This is a genomic window from uncultured Lactobacillus sp. (genome assembly GCF_902491705.1).
Taxonomy (GTDB): Bacteria; Bacillota; Bacilli; order Lactobacillales; family Lactobacillaceae; genus Lactobacillus.
The window spans coordinates 1-19889 of sequence record NZ_CABUIW010000041.1; the positions used below are offsets into that span (position 1 = coordinate 1).

The window sequence follows — 19889 nt, forward strand, 5'->3', positions numbered from 1 at the left end:
CCGCCCCAAATCTTAGGTCTAAAGTATGGGGTTAAAAATAATGGTTCCATTTAAAATGCTCTTTTCCATTTTAATCAATTTTTTTAATAAATGTAGTCATAGAATATGGACCAACTTCATAAGTAGAACGATCCACTTCTTCCAATGCATTCGTCTTAATGTAACCTTGTTCCTTTAAATTAGAAACGTCCACACTATGGTCAGTCATGTTTGACAATCTTAAAACCATCGTATTTTTAATTGTATAGGCTGGATATAATGCCGAAACTTCACATTCAGTAGGTAAATTCAAATCAAGATATGACTCTGTTTTACTGATTTCTGGCAAATCATCTGGAAATTCAATATCCCAAATCTTATTATCTAGACGATTTACAAATAAGTTATACTTTTGAATTTGATATGAAATTGATGGACTTAACCATTGATCCACGCGTTTCATAATATTTGATTCAGATAATTCACCATCATCAAATGGTGCAATTCCAAATTCAAAGTTATTAGTACCTAATTCTTCAGCCATTGGAGTTGGTGTCATCGTATGACCAACTGAAGTTGTATCTCCTGAAGCTCTACCAGGTCTCCAAAGTAAGTTTGGTTTACCTAATTGACCGGTTGTAGCCATCAGTGTGACATATATTGAATCATCTATTAATTCATATTCTTTTTGACCCTTGCCAAAGAAGTACAAGCCTTTCTTACCGTCTTTTTGTCCAACAGTACGATCAAAAATATAAATATTAACTGGTTTTTCAACAAACTCTTTATTCCAGTCTTCAGCAATTGGAAGATTTTCAGTCTTTCTGAAACCACCTTGAATCTGTGCATGTGCAAACTTAGTTTGCATCCCTGACTTCATTCTTAATCTTAATCTATGAGCTAAAACGGTGTTATCAACATGCAATTTACATGACAATACTTTTTGATCTTTAACTAAAGAAATGGTTAATTCAAATGGAACTTCTTTCTTAGTACCATCATCTAATCTATCATTTAAATCATATGGAAGTTGCCATTGACCCTTTAAAATTAATTCCTGAAGAGTTGAACTTTCCTTTTTAACTAATTGACCATTCCAATTCAATCTAATTTCATGATCATTTCTTAAAGGTGAAAAGTCGTAAGTATCACCATCATTAGCTTGATCATAAATTGAAATTACATCTTTATATTCAGTAAATTTATCCTTAAGGTTAAATTTACCATCTTGATAAGTTACAGAAAGCTCATTATTAGAAATTGTATTCTTATCAACTTCCTGCAGACTTGCAATTTCACTGTCTGCATCTTCAAAATGAATAACTTTATAACCTAAACCATTCATTTTAATTCTAATTAAAACGTATAGTTTGTAGTAACCTGGTTCATCTTTAAATTCAAAACCATTAGGAGTTAATTGCATAATATTTGGTCGAGTAGGAGTATATTCTTCTTTAACCAAAGTTGCTTCATATTCATCAGGGAATTTTATCTTCTTTGAAGCTGACATGAATGTGATTAATTTATAACCATCAAACTTATATGGATCAGTATTAAAGACAATTACATCCTTATTTGTTAAATTCAATCTCTGAGCAATTCTCTTCTTAATGTAGTTTTCCAATCCATCTGAGATTTCAAATGCTTGTTTAAATCTATGATCGATATCAACAGCAACATTATCAGTAACACTACCACCTAAAGTATCATGAGGTTGTGAATCAAATAGTTGCTTCCAAAGTTTTATTAATAATCCATTTGAAACCTTAATGCCTGATTTCTCAGCAATTAACATTAAAGGTTCTACTCTTCTAAGTATCTCTTGCTCCAATTTAAAATTCTTACGCTTATTGCGTGATCTAACTGAAGCAATTGTTCTATGAACTCTTGAATATGTTGGATATCTTAATTCACCTTGATACGTATTAAGTTTTTTATGACGTAAGATATTCATAAATTCTGGATACGTACCAATTTGAACATCATTCTTACTATACTTATTAATTCTATTAATAGTATCGGAAATATTATGAACGATGTTCATCTGATCAATACCTGATGGGATTAAAACTTCATCATTATTACCATTCTTAGCTTCAAATTCAATTCCCTTATCAAGGCGTTGTTCAACAAATTCTTTTAAGTTCTTCTTAGAAGCCAAATCAATTTGACCAGTATAGTAACCCAATGGGAAATTAGCTGCAAATACGATTGAATTGCCTAAACCTCTCCATTTAAAGTAAACAGATCCAGCTTGTCTCTTAAAGTTAGTACCACGCCAAGATAAGAAATCATGGATTCCAACTTGATTAAGAATCATAGGTAAATTGGCATTAAAACCAAATGTATCAGGTAAATAGCCTAACATCATTGCCTTGCCATAATGTTTTCTAGCGTCATTAATGCCAATTACTAAATTTCTCAATAATGATTCTGCAGCAGGGATATTAGCGTCAGTTTGTGTATACCAAGGGCCAATAAATAATTGGCCTCTTTCTACCAAATCATGAATTCTTTCTTTGGCTTCAGGATGAATTTCAACATATTCATCAATAATTGACATTTGGCCATCTAATGTAAAATTAGCCTCAGGATGTGCTTCAAGTTCATCCAAAACTTGAGTAAATAATTGATCACTTAAAACTTGCGCATCTTGGGTTGTAAAATACCATTCTCTGTCCCAATGTGTATGATTTACTAAATAGGCTTTAACCATTTTGATCCTCCTATTGCTTTATACTCCTAATAATTGTTCTTAGAACGTCCTTAGTTTCAGTTACGTTCTTACATTTATCAATTAAATTTCTAAATTGTTGATCTGACTGTAAATTTACCAAAAAGGTAAACAAGTCTTGAATATTTGGATAATCTTTCTTATTTACTGAAATCATAAAAACATACTTAACTTCGTTTTTATCATCCCACTGTACTGGTTTACTTAATCTGGCAAAACTAACTTTAGATTGTAAAGCAGAATATTTTAACGGATGGGGAATCGCAATTCCGCCACCAATAGCAGTTGAATATAATGCTTCACGCTTATAAACTCTTTCTCCAAAATCTTTTTGAACATAATCATACTTTTCTAAATCATTGATCATCTTATCTAAGATTTCTTCTTTAGAGCTCTTACCTTGAATTAAATAAATTAGCTTACTGTCAAAAAGATTCATTATGACTTTATTTTTATCAGAAACCGAAACCAGATATTGATAAAGTTCTGAACTGTCGTTTTGAAAATTTGATAAGTCAACTTGAATAACTGGCAAATCAGAATCATAAATTGGTACTGTGGAAATAACGAAATCTACATTATTTAATTTACTGTGTTTAAATTCATAAAGTGAATAAACACCAGCAATATCCAAATACTCACTAAATTGTGAAGACAACCGCGCTTTAAGTAACATTGCAGTAGCCGTACCAGAACCACATACAAGTGCAGCTCTCTTTTTTGCCCATCTGTTGTTGTACATTCTCTCCATAGAAGCACCTATATGAAGAGTTATAAATGCTAATTCGTCTGGAGAAAGTTTTATATTTAACTGATGTTCAATCAATGAAGCAGAAGTTACTGTCATTTCATAAGCTAATGGAAAAGTTGAAATAATTACATTCAATAATGGATTTTTTCGTTGACCATTAATATTTTGTACTTTTAGTAATAATTCAAAGTGTTTTTCAAGATTATCAACTAAAGTATCATCATCAACCAGATTAAAAATGTAGTTGTCCTTTATCCTATCCAAGAAAGCAATAACTAAACCATGAATCTTCTTATTACTAGTCATTGGATTTTTATCATCAGTTATCATAACTTGAGGATAATTTAATGCTAAATGATAGCAAAAATAACCATACTCAGATTCATTTGTTTGCAGGTTATATTGCTTAAATATATCTTCAAAAAACGATCTTATTCTAGTACTGTATTCTTTCTTTATCTTTGGATGATTACGATCGAATTTTTTAAGTTCATTGTCGCTTCTGCTTCTTAGCAATTCCAAAGCTAAGTGCAAAACAATATTTTTATCATTAAAATCCGAAATTTCAAATCCTAATGACATGATCAAATTTGTCACTTTAGTTAACAAATCATTTAGATCAATTTGTGAAAAGACCCTTTTTTCAGTTTCAGAAAATGATCTTACATAGTTTTTACTACGTTTATTATCTACATAATCAATAAAGCAGCTTCTAATATTGGCTTCAGAACCAATAACTTTTAGGACATCTCCACTTTTTCGAACTCTTAGATTATATTTTTTTACCAATTTTCTAATTTGTTTTAGATATTTATCAGCCGTAGAATCGCTAATATATAATGTCTCCATAATATCTTCGATATTTCTAGGCTTAGTTAAAATCATTAATAGAAAATTCTTTAATCTTCCTTCATAGTTATCTTCAAGATCTGAAGCTATATTGCTTTTTTCTAATTGATCTAACATAGCTTGATATTTATCTTGATCTTTTATCAAAAGATACAAGCCTTTTCCACGCTTATCTTTAATCTGTATATCGTATTGCTTAAGCGAGTTATTTAAAGTTTTGATATCACTTCTAAGTGTTCTAGTAGTCACATCTAATTTATCCGCTAGTGACTTTGAAGAAAGATATGTAGTGTTATTAGTACTATTCTTAGAAATCAATAATAAAAGAATAGATTTTAAACGCGGTTGCGAAAATGGCATTATAGTTTCACCTCCGTTTAAGTATATGCTTATAGTACTATTCAAAATAAATTGAAATTACTTTAGCGTGCTTTAGTTTAGGTAACGCTACTGTATTATTTTCTACTTGAAGTGATTTAATCGTATCTTCTTTTAAGTCGACTAATTCGACAACTTTAGGAGACTTTTTAAAATGAATTTTATCTTCTACTTCGCTAAACTTTCCATTATATAGCCGAATAATATAGCCTTTTCTTTGTTCAGCCTTTTTTACTGTACTTAAAGTTAATTTATTATCCGTTTCAAATAAGCTATAAACATCATTCAGTTTTCTTTTAGCGATATTAAACGGAAAGATTAAACGTCCATTTAAAAATTCGGCATATTCAAAACACTGTAATCCTGTCTTGAAAGCTTTAGCAGTATTAGCAACATCAGCATCTTCAAAGTCTTTATCTGAAATATAAACTCCAAAACTGAACGTTAAAGTTCTACGTAATTCAGCATCAGGTGTTGCAACGGTTGCATCCCCCGAAGCTCTCCCTGGACGATACAATAAATCAGATTTACCCAATCTTCCATAAGTTCTAAACAGAGTTAATCGAATAGTAGAATGATTCTTACCAATATCTTCATATTCACGCACTCCATTAGGGAATATGGCAAAAGTATTGTTTTTATCACTTAAGGATGTAAAAGTTTGCATTGTATTAATGGAGATAGGCTTTTCTTGCCAATCATTTGGATGCTTTTTCCAGTCTTCCAATGCTTTTTTCAATTCAAATGGACGATGAATGCTTCCAAATTGAATATCATCCGTTGAACAAGAAGTTATTATTTCGGTATCAAAATCAATGCATAATCGATGATCTAAAGGCTTTTGATTATCAGTTGTTACTTCAAACTTGATAACAGGACTATCTTTTTCCAAAATAACTTCCAATTTAACCGGCATGGAAACGGAAGCTTTCTTTTGAGCACGTTCATCTAAGTCTTTAGGTACTTGAAAGTCGAAGTTAATATTTATTTTATTTACTAGTGATGATTTCTTTATTTGACTAGTGAATTTTTGAGTAGTTGAATAAAGAATCCAATCCTTCTTAGCTGGAGAATAATTGTACGAATCACCATCGTCACCGTTATCCTCTAATATTGCTTGATTATCAAAAATCCGATTATCAGATTTACGAATTATCTTTAAGCTACCATCAGGGTTAACTGAAATTTTAAAGAATTTATTTTCGATCCAATTTTCAGAACTTGATTTTATTTCTTCGGAATGACCAGTATTAGGAATTAAATAAAATTGACTATATCCCATCGCTGGTATGTTTTGGGCTTCAAAACTAATTTGAGTCTTATAAACTTTTTCAGGTTGATAAATCTTATTACCTGGATCTAATTGAATTGTTGCGCCCTTAACTTCCTCTGTTTCATCTTCTAATCCATCAATAACAAATGGAACAGAGTTACCATTCATATCTTGTAATTCAAAATCTTTAGTTGGCGTATAAATTGATTTGGTAACCAAACAACTTCTATTTGTAGGTAAAGTATTAAATATGGTTAGTGTAATTGGTTTATTTTCAGGATTTTTAATCTGAACAGCAATTTGACGTAAAGTTAATTCAACTAAACTAGTAGCAATATCTTTTGCTTGCTTATATCTCAAATAAATATCTTCATTCACATTATCTGATACACTATTAGCCATGGAATCATGAGCAGAATTTTCAAACAATTTTTCCCAGATGTCATTTACAGTGTCACGTGGATAATCAATTCCAAACTGTGCGCCTAAGGTTAGAACTGGTTCAAGCACATTTACCATATAGTCCTGAATAAAGGTATTCATCTTCTTTAAATCAGATCTTGAAGAATAATTGGTTTTATGAACTCTCATATTCTTTCCAATATTGAATTCACCCTTCAAGAGATCTAATTCAGGCTTCTCTGCATCAACAGCCGAAATATATTCTTCTAAAGAACTAATTTTGAATTTAAAGTCTTTATTCTCTTGATTAAATTTTTTAATTACTTCAGGTAAATTGTCTCTAGCTGGAGCCATATCTGAGCCTTGAGGAAATAGAATCTGATCGGTTGTGGCTTGCTTAACTACACTAGCAAAAGGTTCTTTAGTCATAATTTTATCTAGCTTAGTTTCATCAATTAAGCCACCAATAAAGTAACCACAAGCCATACGATAGACATTTATTCTAGTTCCATCTTCGCCTTGCCAAACAAATTCAGAATGCTTAGCTTCATAATCAGGAAAGCCACGCCATAAAACAGCTTTATTTATTCCAAGTCCTTTATAAATTTGAGGCATACTAGATTCTTGACCAAATGAATCAGGAACATAACCTACATTCATATAGCCACCTAATTGACTACAAATTCTCATCCCATATAAAAGATTACGAACAATGTTTTCAGCTGATACTACATATTGATCAGTTTGGGTATACCAAGGTCCAATGATTAATTTTTTATTTTTAACTAATTTCTGAACCCTTTCCAAATCCTGAGGACGCCATTTCAAATAATCGTCAATTAAAGAGGCTTGACCATCTAAAATGAAATGATCAAAACCAGGATTATTTTCCAAGTTATCTATTACATCCTTAAGATCTTTCAATAAGTAAACCTGTGCTCGTGAAGTAGTAAAAAACCATTCTCGATCCCAATGAGTATGTGGGACTACATGTACTGTTTTAACCATTCTGATTAATCCTTTTCTTTAATATAAAAAGCTATAGTCAAACTCGAACTAGAGGGGGAAGATAATGACTATAGCTTTTTACTAATGTTTATTTACAAATAAAATTATTCAGTAGTAATATCCAACTTGATATCATCTTCACTAATCTTCTTACCATTATCTTCAGTAAAGTTAGCAACTAATGGAGCAACAATAGCGATAAACAAAGCACAAGCTAAGATACCACAAACATAAGCAGGAATATTATCTGCAGTTAAGATACCTGGGATACCACCTAGTGGAGGGATGTGTGAGCTAACACCCATCATTTCACCAACGCCGGCACCAAGAGCACCACCAATAACATTTACAAAGATTAATTGTGGAGCCTTCATCCAGAATGGAATAGCACACCGAAGCATCCGTTAATTAAGTTAGTACGACCCATTTCGAAAAGTTGTGGAGAGAATCTCTTCTTAGGCCAAATGAAAGTCATTAAAGCGTAACCAAGAGGAATAGCACAAATAGCAATGTTAGTGTACAAACATGGTTTGTAGATACCTTCCAGGAAGAAGAAGTTACCAGTAGCCCAAGCAGCCTTGTTAACAGGACCACCCAAGTCAACACCAATCATACCGCCCATGATAAGAGCTAAAACTAAACCGTTAGTATGGTTGTTAACCATCGCCTTTACCCAAGCAATCAAACTAGTGTTGATCCAGGACAACGGCGCATTAAGAATCAACCCACTCACAATGGCTACTGCCCCAGTTGTAAGTAATGGAGTAATAATTAATTCACTAGCTGAACTCCATTTTTCAGGTAACTTAATCTTGTTACGGCAGAAGCGAGCAACATAACCTGCAACAAAGCCGGCTACCATAGCGCCAATGAAACCTTGTTGGTTATTAGTTGCAAGTTGACCACCGATAAAACCAGCACCTAAAGCCGGCTTATCACCAATGGCATAAGCAATATAACCACCAATTACTAAGTTAACTAATCCAATACCAATCCAACCAACTTGGTTGACTTGATAAAGTCCATGGAAGAAACCTGTTGCTTTAGCGAACTTACCTAAGTTATCAACCCCACATGCCATACCAATTAATTGTGGAATACCAACGATAAGGGCACCACCAATAATTGTAGGAATCATGTAGGAAATACCTGTCATGATATAGCCTTGCCAATCATGCATTAATTTCTTAAACTTCATTTTTATTTCCTCTCATCCTAACTACTACTTACAGATGAACTAACTCCCTATGCACCTTCAACAACAGATACACATTTCTTAAGAACTGCTTCTGGAGCTTGGATACAAGTATTGATATCTACTCTAATTACTTTCTTTCCCTTAAAGCGATCCATACCTTCAATCTTTTGATCTGATCCAATTAATACGAAATCAGCTTTTTGAGCTTCATCAGGCATAATTTCATGAACTCGACCCATAATACCTTGTTGTTCAATTTTGACATTGTAACCTAACTTTTTACCTGCTTGTTCCAAAGCTTTAGCTGCCATTGGAGTATGTGCCAAACCTGCTGGACAAGATGTAATACCTACAATATTTACTTCACTCATAATGTTTCCGCTCCCATCTTTTGATTAATTAAATCCGAAATTTTTTGATCGTCAGTTAATGTCTTTAAGGTCTCTTTAAAGTCATCTTCTAACAATGCTGTTGACAAACTTGCTAACATCTTCAAGTATGTATTTCCAGCATTCTTAGGTGGCACCATTAAGGCTAAGACATCTGTAACTGGCTTGTTATCATAAGTCTTCCATTCAATAGGTTTTTGAAGACGTGCATAGATAATTCCAACTTCTTTTACAGCTTCTGATTTTGCGTGTGGAATTGCAAAGCCATCTTGCAAGCCCGTTGAATATTCTTCTTCGCGTTTCTTAAATGATTCCAACAGGCCTTTTGGATCATCAGTAAAGCCTATTTTTTGTGCATAATTTGCAATTTTTTCTAATAACTCATTTTTATCATTTACATCTACGTTCAAAAGAACATTTTCTTTTGTAAACTCCATTAATTTCACCTCTTACCTGTTGGGAATTGTTCTTGAAACCCCTTACATTTAATATGATTACATATATCGTCTAATAAGTAATGTCTTCTAATTTCTGCTTGAAGTGGAAATCAGATATTTATAAGGAAATATCATGTCCCAAATAACTAAATAAAAGCTCGCAAAACATCATATTTGCCCATGAAAACCATGGTCTAGTAAAGTCACTAGGATCATTAGGATTAAAGCTTTCATGAATCATATTGGTACCATTAGTAGTATTGGCCATAATATAAAGCAAATTCTGCTTTTCTTCTTTAGTGCTTTGCGTTAAACCAACTAATGCCATACCAATTGGCCAAATATTACCCTTTGGTGTATGAGGACTACCTTGACCACTCCAATATTCACCAATATAAAAATATGGATTATCCGGTGACAAAATAAAACGTCTAGTATTTTGATAAATTGGATCATTGTCTTTCACATATCCTATATATGGGGCGGAAATTAAACTTGGCACATTACTATCATCCATTAATAAGTAATTACCCTTGCCGTCTACTTCGTAGGCATATTGTTTCTTTCCGTTATGTTCAACAATGCCATACTTTTGAATTCCCTTATCTATTTCGGTTTGCAAAGCCTTGGCTTCTTTAACAATATCTGAATCATCTAAAATAGAGGAAAAGATCTCTTGAATATAGCCTAAAACCACTACGGCAAACATATTAGATGGAATCAAATAGCCATAAGTACATGCATCATCACTTGGACGAAATCCTGACCAACTCATGCCGGTATATGCCACAGGTGTACCTTTACCATTATTTTTCAACGTGTCAGTAGGAACGTCACAATCTCTTTCAAATGAATAATTAGAATCTTCATGATGTTGCTCTGTGCGAATAGTTTGCAACATCTTTTTAATTCCGGAAATAAAGCTATCGTCAAATTGTCTCGTTTCACCAGTGTTCTTGTACAATAAATAAGCTAATTGTACTGGGTAACACAAAGAATCTAACTCATACTTTCTCTCCCAAATCCAAGGTGTCATTTCAGTTTTATCTGTTTGATGACCTTGATTATTGGCAGTCATGTTAAAAGCATTAGCATAGGGATCTAGATTCATATTAAAGAATTGCCGCTTAACGACGCGCATTATAATTTCTTTAATGTGATCATCTGTTTTAGCTAACAATAAGTATGGTCTTAATTGTGCTGATGAATCTCTTTGCCACATAGCAGGAATATCACCTGTTAGTACAAAAACATTATTATTTTCGTCAACTTTTAATGCATTTTCTAAAGTATCAAGGAAAGTTTTGTTAAAAATAGTATATAAACGTTCGTCTTGGGTACCACATTCTGATTTAATTTGATCCATATAATCTTGAACGTGGTTATCTATAACATCTTTCATACGTTTCACCTCATCTTCTATATTAAAGCGCTTACAGAAGCGGATGAAGATACGCTGTTTCAAACTAAAATGGAAATAAAGTACATCTAACTGTGTAAATTTAGAAAAATACGCACAAAAAAGAGGCAGAGCGACTGTCTCTACCTCTTCAAAAAATATGTTTTTCCCTAATTCTTAGCAGCATTCTTACCTGCTAAACGACCAAAGGTTTGAGCGTGACTTGATGCCAAGCCTGGAACACGGTCAGGATATGAACCCCAGAAGAATGCACCACTGTCATTTCCTGCAGTGTACAAGTGCTTAATTGGGTTGTAATCTTTATCCAAAACTTCCATATCAGTATTAACTCTTAAGCCGTCAAGGGTACCAAGAATACGACCGCCCAAAATACAACCATAGAATGGCTTCTTTTCAATTGGGCTCATACGGTAATATTCTTTACCGAAGTCACGGTCAACGTGATCAATATAATTTTGGTTTTGACGTTCTACAGTCTTCTTTAAGTTCTCAACTGGCAAATGCAATTTTTCAGCTAATTCTTCAATAGTATCAGCCTTAACAATTAAGCCCTTTTCAACGTATCTATCAACGTCATCAATAAAGGCTTGCTTGTCTTTCATGTAACCTGGAAAGCCGAACTTAGCACAGCCCAACATGTGGAATTGCTTCAAAAGGTTAGCGTAATCTGCATCCCAAATCATCGCATACAAATATCCCGGTTCCTTACTTGCAGCATTTGAAATGAATTGGTAAGGTACTGATTCGTTAGCAAATCTTTGACCACGCAAGTTAACCTTTAAGAATGGATATGAGCCAATCCAAAGCCAGTTGTCATAAGTTTCAGTTTGGTAGTACATATCTTCAGTCTTGGTACCTACTGGAACCAAACCACGATCAAAGATACATTCAGCTGGTTCTCGATCTCTTAAAGCACCAACTTCAAGGGCAGCAGTAATACCAGCACCATCGTTTCTTGGACTGTCGTTATAAACATTCTTCTTTAATGCTTCTGGATTCCACTTTTGCAATAATTGCTTGTTTGCGGAGTAACCACCAGTACACAAGATGACACCTTTTTTAGCATCGATTTCATAATATTCATCTTTAGCTAAATCTTTAACGATAGCACCTGTAACAGTATCTCCGTCCTTTATTAATTTAACTAAAGTAGTCTTGTAGCGTAAATCTACGCCGTGATCCTTATCCCATTGAACAAACCAATCACCGTAAGAAACATAAGATTTGCCATCTTTAGTTGGATCGTTTTCTGTTGGGAAGCCTTTATAAATGTGTGAAGTTACCATTGCATCTGGTTCTGAGCGCATATATGCACCGTTGGGCTTCAAGATGTTATCTTCAAGCCAGTTTACAGTTTCAGCACTATGGTCAGCCCAAGTGTTTAATAATTTTTGATCTACATTGTGTTGTGCAAATGCAGCTAAGTATTCAACTAAGTCAAATTTATTAATAGTTACGCCAGCACGCTTTTGTGCATTTGAGCCAACGGCTGCGTTTGATAAACGCATTAAGCCGATTTTGTCTTCTTTTTCAATTAAAATTACATCTGCACCGGCCTCGCGAGCTGCGGCTGCAGCCATCATACCAGAGTCACCGGCACCAATAACTAGAACATCGGTCTTATCTTTTCTTGTAATATTAATTTCTTCGCTCATAATTTTTCTCCTAAAATTTAACAGCGCTTACATAAATCATGATACCTTAACTATCAGTCTATGTGATAATCAAAAATGTTATCATTGATAATAAATGCTTATCAGGAGTAATGATATGAACTTAGATCATTTAAAAGTCTTTATTGATTTGGCAGAAACACTAAATTTTAGAAAAGCAGCTGAAAGAGAACATATCTCACAGCCCGCTGTATCGCAGGCAATTAAATCAATTGAAAATGAGATCGGCGTTAAACTATTTAAACGTTCACGTAGTGGAGTAACTATCACCAAAGATGGCGAAGTTTTTTATCATGATATTAAGCCACTACTTAATAGTTACTATAAGTCTGTCCAACAGGTTCAATGCCTTTCTAAAAATGATAAAAGCAACTTAACTATTGGATTAACTGCTACTCCACATGAGCAACAATTCTTGCCTAAGATCCTTCCGCCTTTCTGTCAAAAACATCCTAAAATTAAGTTCTTTCTACAAAACGACAGTCATGATCAATTAACGCAGCAGCTACTTAATGAAGACTGTGACGTAATCTTCACAACAAAAGACGATATTATAAATTATCCTCAAATTAACTATACAGAATTATTAACTGGAAGCTTCTGTGCCGTTGTTCCTAAAATTAATCGCTTATCTTCAAAAACTAAATTAGAGATAGAAGATTTTAATCAAAACAACTTAATTCTCTTGGACAACAATTGGTGTCCTCCTGAACAATTAAAGATCCAGGAAAAGATTAGGAAGACTAACGATCAAGCAGACTTAGCATATGTTAGCAACGTATCAACAGCTTATATGATGTGTACTGCTGGATTAGGTGTTTCCATTATGCCTACTTTCATTGCTGGGCATCCCACTGATCTAGTCAATATCATTCCGATTAACTCAAATCCTGAATTAAGTTATGGCGTTGCAAGCTTAACTGATAATAAAAATTTTAATGTAACAGAATTTAAAAAATATTTGTGTCAAAAAATGGTGGATCATTAAGATGCAAAAAAGCATTACCTCTGCATAGGTAATGCTTTTTGAGTCCAATTGAATAACTCTTTTTCTGTTACTGTCATTATAGCATCCGATATCATTAATTACCAGATAACTTACTTCCCCAACTCATCAAAGAAGCCTTGCTTCTTCAAAATCTTCAAATAGCGGCTCACTGCATCGGGCCAAATTGGGAGAGGCTTAAAGCCATTCTTCTCAAGCTTGCTCTTGTCAAGGCGCGAATTGAATGGGCGCACTGCCTTGGACAAGCCGTATTCGGCGGTGGTTACCGGCGTCACCTTAGTGTCATAGCCGGCCTGGCGGTAGATTTCCTTAGTGAAATCATACCAGGAAATGTAACTAGTCCTGGTGCCATTTGCGTCATGGCCGCTGGCAGTCATTGGCAGCTCACTATTTGTTGCGTGGTAGTAGCCGTACTTATCGGTTTCAACCATATCAACGAGCAGGCGCGCCAAGTCAAAAGTGTAAGTTGGCGTACCGATTTGGTCATTAACAACCTTAACTTCATCGTGAGTTGCGCCGACCTTGAGCATGGGCTTGATAAAATTAGAACCGTTGATGCCGAAGACTCAATAAGGAAAAGTTATTAATTTATCATGAATTAAAAAATTATTTCATATATTTGTGTAAAGCTTGCTCGATTCGTTCACTACTGTCTTTGTCTTTATCTAACCACGCAAAATAACTATCCATACATTGAAGTAAAATTCTTGAACGAAAAACCGAATCAACCAATATATCATTTCCATCAGAATCTTTTTCAACTTTTGGACAATACTCATTTTGATAATTAAAAATTGAGATTTTTATTTGATTAAGTCTGACATCATCACTTAATGTTTTCGGTACTTGTATTATGTCTAAATCTTTCAATTTTAAATTTATATATTTATCTTTCCACTCTTGATGGATATATAAATTATTAGGTTCAAAAATCTTTTCAAATTCATGAAGTTCTGCATCATTATTGGCTAGAATCAAAATAATTCTTTCAAAATTACGAGGCATTGCTTTGAGTTTTAAATTAGGCAAAGGAGGGAGCTTTAAATAATCAGGTGCCATCACTTCATTATCAGTAAATTGATTATTATCTAACTCTAATTCTTTATCTATAGCTTTATATATTCTCTCAGCATTCTCAATTTTAGTTTTATCTAGCTTTTTTAAATCGGGTTGTATCAAAGGTATTGGTTGATACTTAATTTTCTGAGTAGAAAAAATTATCAATTCCACTATAAATTAACTCCTTTTTATAATTCTAATCATCTTATTTATGACTTCATACTACAAAACTAAACAAAAAATGTCTAAAATTTATTACTTACTGGAAAAAAGTAAATGTCAAGATTATATCAATTAATTTTTGTGAATAACCAGTCATCTATTCAAACAAAAAAACCGAATCAATAAGATTCGGTTTCTTCATTTAATGTTTAGGCTACTACTTTTTTAAACTAACCTTAATGGCTCTAATCCAAACTTTCTTGCCATCAATAGTAGCTCTGTAGTACTTGCGGCCGTTGATGAACTTCTTTTGGTCGAATTTAAGAGTCTTACCCTTCAAGTTAATCTTTCTCAATGCCTTACCATCAGCGGTGTAAAGAGTGACGCGCTTACCTTTGATCTTGCCGCTTGCTGAAATTGATGTAGCTTTAGGACGTGCACTTGTGTTGCTGATCTTGATGTATTGATTCTTGCCGATACGATAGTACTTCTTGCCGTTGATTGTAACAGCTTTACCATGATCTAAGGCAACAACATTCTTGAACTTGCTAATTGTCTTAATCATGCCGTACTTGTTCTTAACAAGCTTATCATTCTTGTCGTAAACGAAGGAATTGCGTGACACCATTAATGGCTTGTCAATCTTTTGATCGTTATCTTGGGTGTCAGTTGAAGTTTCCAAAGCGTCTTTGTTGTTAGCTACTTCTTTTTCTTCTTCGTTGTGTTCTTCTTGAATTTCTTGAGCTCGTTCTTCGTCCTTAGCTTCGTAATGTGCTTCTAATTGACGATCAGCGTCTAATAGAGCATCTTCATAGGTGACGTTGTTGTAGTTGTTGTCCTCGTCGTTCTTGAGCTGCTGTTTTTTGGAAGGTTTGGCACTGACATTGTTAGTAACTGAGTTGTTTGGATAGATGATGTTGTGAGGAGTTTCGACATGAAATCCATCTTCATCTAAAATGTGTGGGATATCGAGGACATCGGCATCTTTACTATCTTCTGGAACAACTTTGAAGTTAGCACTAGCTATGTCTCTTACACCTAAATCGTCACCCATTCGAGAACCATCATCTGCTATATAAGTAATTTGAGGTAATGATCCTTTTTCATCTGTTTTACCAAAGATAAGGTAATGGCGATTTTTTAATTGTTCTTCATAAAAGTTTTGTGTTAATTGATCTATCGCCTCTGTATCATACCCATCTCGATTTAGAAGTCTTCTAAAATCACCGTCTAAGCTCATCGGCTGTTCCCATTCGTACCATGTGTTTTTAGAAGTGCCTCCGTTATCTGTAGAGTAACCAACCCAACCTCTGTCACCAACGTTCAGTAAGACATTAGGGAATCCTTTTTGGAAATTTACTTGACGAAGCCTGTAATTATTATTGGCATCGTAGAGACTAAAACTAGGGGTTACTGAGCGGTCTTCGTTAGTATTGATTGGATAAAAGACGTTGTTGTTAGTATTGCTTATAGGACTCCCATTGTGATAGACAGTAAGGTGCATCTTGTAGTACTCATAAACGTCTTTCAGTGATAAATCTTCGCGATATCGTATTTTGATATTGCCTCTTTCATCAGGTTTAATTTCTTTACCATTTGAATCAGTGATTTTTACTTCTGCTGTTACCTTAATAGCCTTGTCTGGTTTCTTGGCCCACTTGAATTGGTAATTATCAGCATCAATCTTATCCTTATCGTCATCTGTCTTAGCAGCAGGTAGACCATTGCCATCCTTATTTGCAGTAGGATCTGCTTTTTCTCCAGCTTTAGTTGAGTCACTTGAAGTAGCAGGAGCTGGGGTACTTGCAGGGATTTGACCATTTGCTTCAGCAGGAGCTGGCTCATTACCATCTTTCTTTGCAGCTGGGGTACTTGCAGCAGGAGCTGGATCACTTGCAGAGGTCTTTTCCGAAACTTTCTTTTGCGGTTCAACAACCGCAGGCTTGTTGCCGGCATTATCGGTAGTAGTTGCCAACACCTTATTACTGTTTAACATTCCCGCACTCAAAAGTGCAGCAACAACTACTGCACTATACTTCACTTTTTTATTCATCCAATATATACACTTTCTTAATCTGTTATGAAATAGTAAATATTACAAACGTATTTTAGTTCCATGTGCAATTTTTGTAAATTAGCTTTTAAGTGCCTTTTTTTATTATTTAATGAAAAATGGAATCGATCTAATACATTAAGTACCTAACTACGTTTACCCACCATCAATCATCAACTCGCCCAAGCACCTCACCCAAATTAAACCAAAAGTAATCATAAACCCTTACAGACTTAATATGTATTAAATCCTCGGTCCATGTGCTGGAGCCCAAATTTTGGGAGGAAGACCAAACTATTTTTCTGCCATTTTGCGGGTCACTTATTAATGCAAGCTTGGAATGTATGTTGGGTAATGTACAAGTATCCAATTGGGGATGCGCATCTTTTAATTTCTTCAAACTATCTTTAGCTATATCATTCGCAATAATCTTTAATTTATTTCCCTGAGCAAGAATTTTGCCTACTATCATATCAGCATAATCAAAACTAGGAATGGTTAATGTGGTAATAGTAATGTTCTTATTATGATACCCATTAAATTTTTGATTCCAGCTTGCTGTTCCTAAAGCAGAAGTTTTGATTTTCAGAGGACCTACTAAAATAGATGATGTATTTTCATAAGGCATGGATGTATTGTTCCCATAATTCTTTGGAATAAATGTCTTGTTTCTAGGCTTGATAGTGTTGGTCCTAGTATGATCATTGCAAATTTTTGTAAATGCATCTTTATAGTAAGAATAAAGATCAGCGTCATTAAATATTAGTACGTTTTCAAATGAATCAGAATCAACTAAGTTTTGAGATCCTGTATAAACAAAATTAGGATCTGCTAAAATCCATTTACTGTGAATTGTATCATTTCGTATAATGCTGCTTTCAAGTCCCATATCTTTTAATTGCTTATAAGCATCATCAAACGTTCTTGAATGTGGGTTCAGCATTATTCTTACTTTTTTACCAGCCTTAATTAAATTAGCTATAAAATCAAATTTTTGTAAGCTATATGTAACTATATCCACCTCAGTCGAATCCTTAATTTCATCAAGAATTTGATCAAAGTTTAATTGAATCCTTGCTTCAACTTGCTTAATCGTTAAATAAGCTCCACCACCATCTGTAATCATTGTATATTGCCTCTCCTCAAAACATTTATAAGTTCTAAGTTTTTGTTCTTTATTTAATTTAGACATAGTAAAAGCCGTAAAAGTGTCTAACTTTTACAGCTCATTACAAACTTTGTTCTTTTTTATATTTTTTAAAATGGTAAATCATCTGCTGATGATGCATTAATAAACTTATCGAAAATGCTACTTTGATTTTCATTTTCGTTCTCATTATGCTCATCAGGCAAATGCTTAAAAATTTGACTCAAACTATCCCAATTAGTTTGAATCGATGGTGTATTGATACAAGCCGCAACAGATAATTTTTTATCTACATAGTTGGGGTGCTTTTTATAATCATACCGCTTGGTTTGAATTAAATGACCACCGGCATCTAACAAAAAGCAATCAGTATCCATTAAGCGAATACTTTTAGTATCTCGATTAAAACGAGCAGCAGCTACCTGTGCCATGGTCAAATCTATAGTTCCTGTCAAAAGATATGAGCTACAATTTCCAATAACACTAGGTGTGTTAGGTCCAAACTTAGCTCGAAGTTGAGATTCATCTTGCAACATCATGCAAAAAGAAATGTTTCTACTTCTTGCCGTAGCTAGATAATCATCAAAATGTGGAATAACCACATTTTTAAAATCGTCTAAAAAGAATCTGATTTTAACTGGAAGTTTATTATCCTCAAGTTCAAATGCCTTATGGTACAAAAAGCTAATTAACTGTTCATATAAAACATTAGAGACAAAGTTCTTAGAAGGATCTGCATCATCATACAAAATGAAAAATGCAGTTTTGGGTTCAAGTAAAGTTTCAAAATCAATTTGATTGGAACTTAGTAAATTTTCAATATCAGAATAAGTATAAACACTTAATGCTGCTCCGAGTATTCCACAAATACTGGACCAAGTTCTCTCAGAACCTCTGGATTGTGCTACAGTATCCCACTTTCTTACGGCCTGAGAATTAGGATTCTTTTCTCTTAGCCAATCAAACAGCTTTGTCCCTAAAGTTGCATCATTATCATCATCTTGATCAGCAAAATAAAAACCTTTTTCATTGTCTCCCAACGTTGCTAGAGCATTATCAATACCAGCTAAATCAGTATTAATAACTGAGAACAAACGCGTTACTGTTCCCATAGTTTGTTCTTGCTCCGGCAAGTTTTCTTTCACAAACAGAATAAGAGCTTCTAGTAAAGACCTAGATGAATTATTCCAGAAAGGATCGGAATTTATTTTGCCTCGAAAACCTGATGGATCAGTGGTAATGACTTGATCAGCAAAATTAGTTATATCTAATTCGCTCTTCAAATATTGCAAAGGATTGTAGCTCATTGAATGCTTAAGATCAATCAAATTTAAAACTTGCAAACGATAACCAAGTTTCTTCAAACTTTGACCGACATTATTTAAAATTGCACCTTTTGCATCAGCAATTACATAGTTAGCATTGCCTTGCAAAACATTTGGTTCCACAAAGGAATAGGTTTTACCTGTACCACTAGTACCAACAACTAATGTATTATCGTTCAAAGCTTGATTTAAATTCATAGGTAAGAAAGTGTACTTTCCGAAAATAGTACTATTTTTTTCGTACTTAGTTGTCCATGGTTCTGCAACATTTTTCTTACTTTCTGAATTCATAAAACCAATTGTATTCATAGAGATTACTCCTATTCTAAAAACAGACAATAAACACAGCAATTCTTTTTAGAACACAGGCCAAAAAAACAGACTTGTGAACAAAATAGAATTTACAAATATTAATTAATTACAGGTAAAAAAGGTTAGACTACGCCCCTTACCTATAATCATTAACATCTATCTCATTCACAAATCTGTTTTATCGATTTGAAATAATATTTAATTATCAATCTGTCAGATACTTGTTTATCTGATATAAACTATATTAGCACATATTTTTTTATAAACAAGCAATATATAAAACATTCTAAGCTTAATAGTGAATTGATTATCCGACGGGATAGTCGATTCACTA

General features: G+C 33.7%; 12 protein-coding genes and 2 pseudogenes. 1 reads left to right on the plus strand and 13 read right to left on the minus strand.

All coding sequences use genetic code 11. From position 1 onward, the window contains the following. Positions 1–70: 70 nt before the first annotated feature. From RDN22_RS08030 to RDN22_RS08065, 8 genes and pseudogenes are all read right to left on the minus strand, one after another. Positions 71–2695: a glycoside hydrolase family 38 C-terminal domain-containing protein gene (locus RDN22_RS08030; RefSeq protein WP_308557329.1), complete on the minus strand. Its 2625-nt coding sequence runs from the start codon at positions 2693–2695 to the stop codon at positions 71–73. A gap of 10 nt (positions 2696–2705) precedes the next feature. Further along, positions 2706–4673 (minus strand): PTS sugar transporter subunit IIA, encoded by a 1968-nt coding sequence (locus RDN22_RS08035; protein ID WP_308557331.1) that lies wholly within the window; start codon positions 4671–4673, stop codon positions 2706–2708. A 37-nt stretch (positions 4674–4710) separates the two neighbouring features. Beyond that, positions 4711–7374: a glycoside hydrolase family 38 C-terminal domain-containing protein gene (locus RDN22_RS08040; protein ID WP_308557333.1), complete on the minus strand. Its 2664-nt coding sequence runs from the start codon at positions 7372–7374 to the stop codon at positions 4711–4713. A 104-nt stretch (positions 7375–7478) separates the two neighbouring features. After that, positions 7479–8572: pseudogene (locus RDN22_RS08045) on the minus strand (PTS fructose transporter subunit IIC). 47 nt (positions 8573–8619) lie between these two features. After that, positions 8620–8943, minus strand: a complete 324-nt coding sequence (locus RDN22_RS08050) for a PTS fructose transporter subunit IIB (RefSeq protein ID WP_308557334.1) — start codon at positions 8941–8943, stop codon at positions 8620–8622. After that, the gene (locus tag RDN22_RS08055; protein ID WP_308557336.1) at positions 8940–9398 is read right to left on the minus strand and encodes a fructose PTS transporter subunit IIA; all 459 of its coding nucleotides are present in this window, start codon (positions 9396–9398) and stop codon (positions 8940–8942) included. Before RDN22_RS08055 ends, RDN22_RS08050 begins: the two co-directional genes overlap by 4 nt. 118 nt (positions 9399–9516) lie before the next feature. Next, complete coding sequence (locus tag RDN22_RS08060; protein ID WP_308557338.1) at positions 9517–10800, minus strand: glycoside hydrolase family 125 protein; 1284 nt, start codon at positions 10798–10800, stop codon at positions 9517–9519. 167 nt (positions 10801–10967) lie between these two features. Then, positions 10968–12473 carry an FAD-binding protein gene (locus tag RDN22_RS08065; RefSeq protein WP_308557340.1) on the minus strand — a complete coding sequence of 502 codons (1506 nt, stop codon included), beginning with the start codon at positions 12471–12473 and terminating at the stop codon, positions 10968–10970. Positions 12474–12588: 115 nt separating this feature from the next. On the opposite strand from RDN22_RS08065, the gene RDN22_RS08070 reads away from it, so the two are divergent. Further along, on the plus strand, positions 12589–13479 hold the full coding sequence (locus tag RDN22_RS08070) for a LysR family transcriptional regulator (protein ID WP_308557342.1): 891 nt from the start codon (positions 12589–12591) through the stop codon (positions 13477–13479). Positions 13480–13589: 110 nt separating this feature from the next. Here RDN22_RS08070 and RDN22_RS08075 read toward each other — a convergent pair. The 5 genes and pseudogenes from RDN22_RS08075 to RDN22_RS08095 all read right to left on the minus strand — a co-directional run. Next, positions 13590–14063 (minus strand): annotated as a pseudogene (locus tag RDN22_RS08075) (NAD(P)-dependent oxidoreductase); the annotation flags it as partial. Positions 14064–14103: 40 nt separating this feature from the next. Then, on the minus strand, positions 14104–14727 hold the full coding sequence (locus RDN22_RS08080; protein WP_308557343.1) for a hypothetical protein: 624 nt from the start codon (positions 14725–14727) through the stop codon (positions 14104–14106). 208 nt (positions 14728–14935) lie between these two features. Beyond that, positions 14936–16771, minus strand: a complete 1836-nt coding sequence (locus RDN22_RS08085; protein WP_308557344.1) for an SLAP domain-containing protein — start codon at positions 16769–16771, stop codon at positions 14936–14938. Positions 16772–16937: 166 nt separating this feature from the next. Further along, the gene (locus tag RDN22_RS08090; protein WP_308557346.1) at positions 16938–17897 is read right to left on the minus strand and encodes a phospholipase D-like domain-containing protein; all 960 of its coding nucleotides are present in this window, start codon (positions 17895–17897) and stop codon (positions 16938–16940) included. A 131-nt stretch (positions 17898–18028) separates the two neighbouring features. Continuing rightward, positions 18029–19552: a VirD4-like conjugal transfer protein, CD1115 family gene (locus RDN22_RS08095; RefSeq protein ID WP_308557348.1), complete on the minus strand. Its 1524-nt coding sequence runs from the start codon at positions 19550–19552 to the stop codon at positions 18029–18031. Between the last annotated feature and the right edge of the window lie 337 nt (positions 19553–19889).

Excerpts from the sequence above, each read along its gene's own strand:
- RDN22_RS08030 (WP_308557329.1), bottom strand. The coding sequence starts at position 2,695 with ATGGTTAAAGCCTATTTAGTAAATCATACACATTGGGACAGAGAATGG.
- RDN22_RS08035 (WP_308557331.1), bottom strand. The coding sequence starts at position 4,673 with ATGCCATTTTCGCAACCGCGTTTAAAATCTATTCTTTTATTATTGATT.
- RDN22_RS08040 (WP_308557333.1), bottom strand. The coding sequence starts at position 7,374 with ATGGTTAAAACAGTACATGTAGTCCCACATACTCATTGGGATCGAGAA.
- RDN22_RS08050 (WP_308557334.1), bottom strand. The coding sequence starts at position 8,943 with ATGAGTGAAGTAAATATTGTAGGTATTACATCTTGTCCAGCAGGTTTG.
- RDN22_RS08055 (WP_308557336.1), bottom strand. The coding sequence starts at position 9,398 with ATGGAGTTTACAAAAGAAAATGTTCTTTTGAACGTAGATGTAAATGAT.
- RDN22_RS08060 (WP_308557338.1), bottom strand. The coding sequence starts at position 10,800 with ATGAAAGATGTTATAGATAACCACGTTCAAGATTATATGGATCAAATT.
- RDN22_RS08065 (WP_308557340.1), bottom strand. The coding sequence starts at position 12,473 with ATGAGCGAAGAAATTAATATTACAAGAAAAGATAAGACCGATGTTCTA.
- RDN22_RS08070 (WP_308557342.1), top strand. The coding sequence starts at position 12,589 with ATGAACTTAGATCATTTAAAAGTCTTTATTGATTTGGCAGAAACACTA.
- RDN22_RS08085 (WP_308557344.1), bottom strand. The coding sequence starts at position 16,771 with ATGAATAAAAAAGTGAAGTATAGTGCAGTAGTTGTTGCTGCACTTTTG.
- RDN22_RS08090 (WP_308557346.1), bottom strand. The coding sequence starts at position 17,897 with ATGATTACAGATGGTGGTGGAGCTTATTTAACGATTAAGCAAGTTGAA.
- RDN22_RS08095 (WP_308557348.1), bottom strand. The coding sequence starts at position 19,552 with ATGAATACAATTGGTTTTATGAATTCAGAAAGTAAGAAAAATGTTGCA.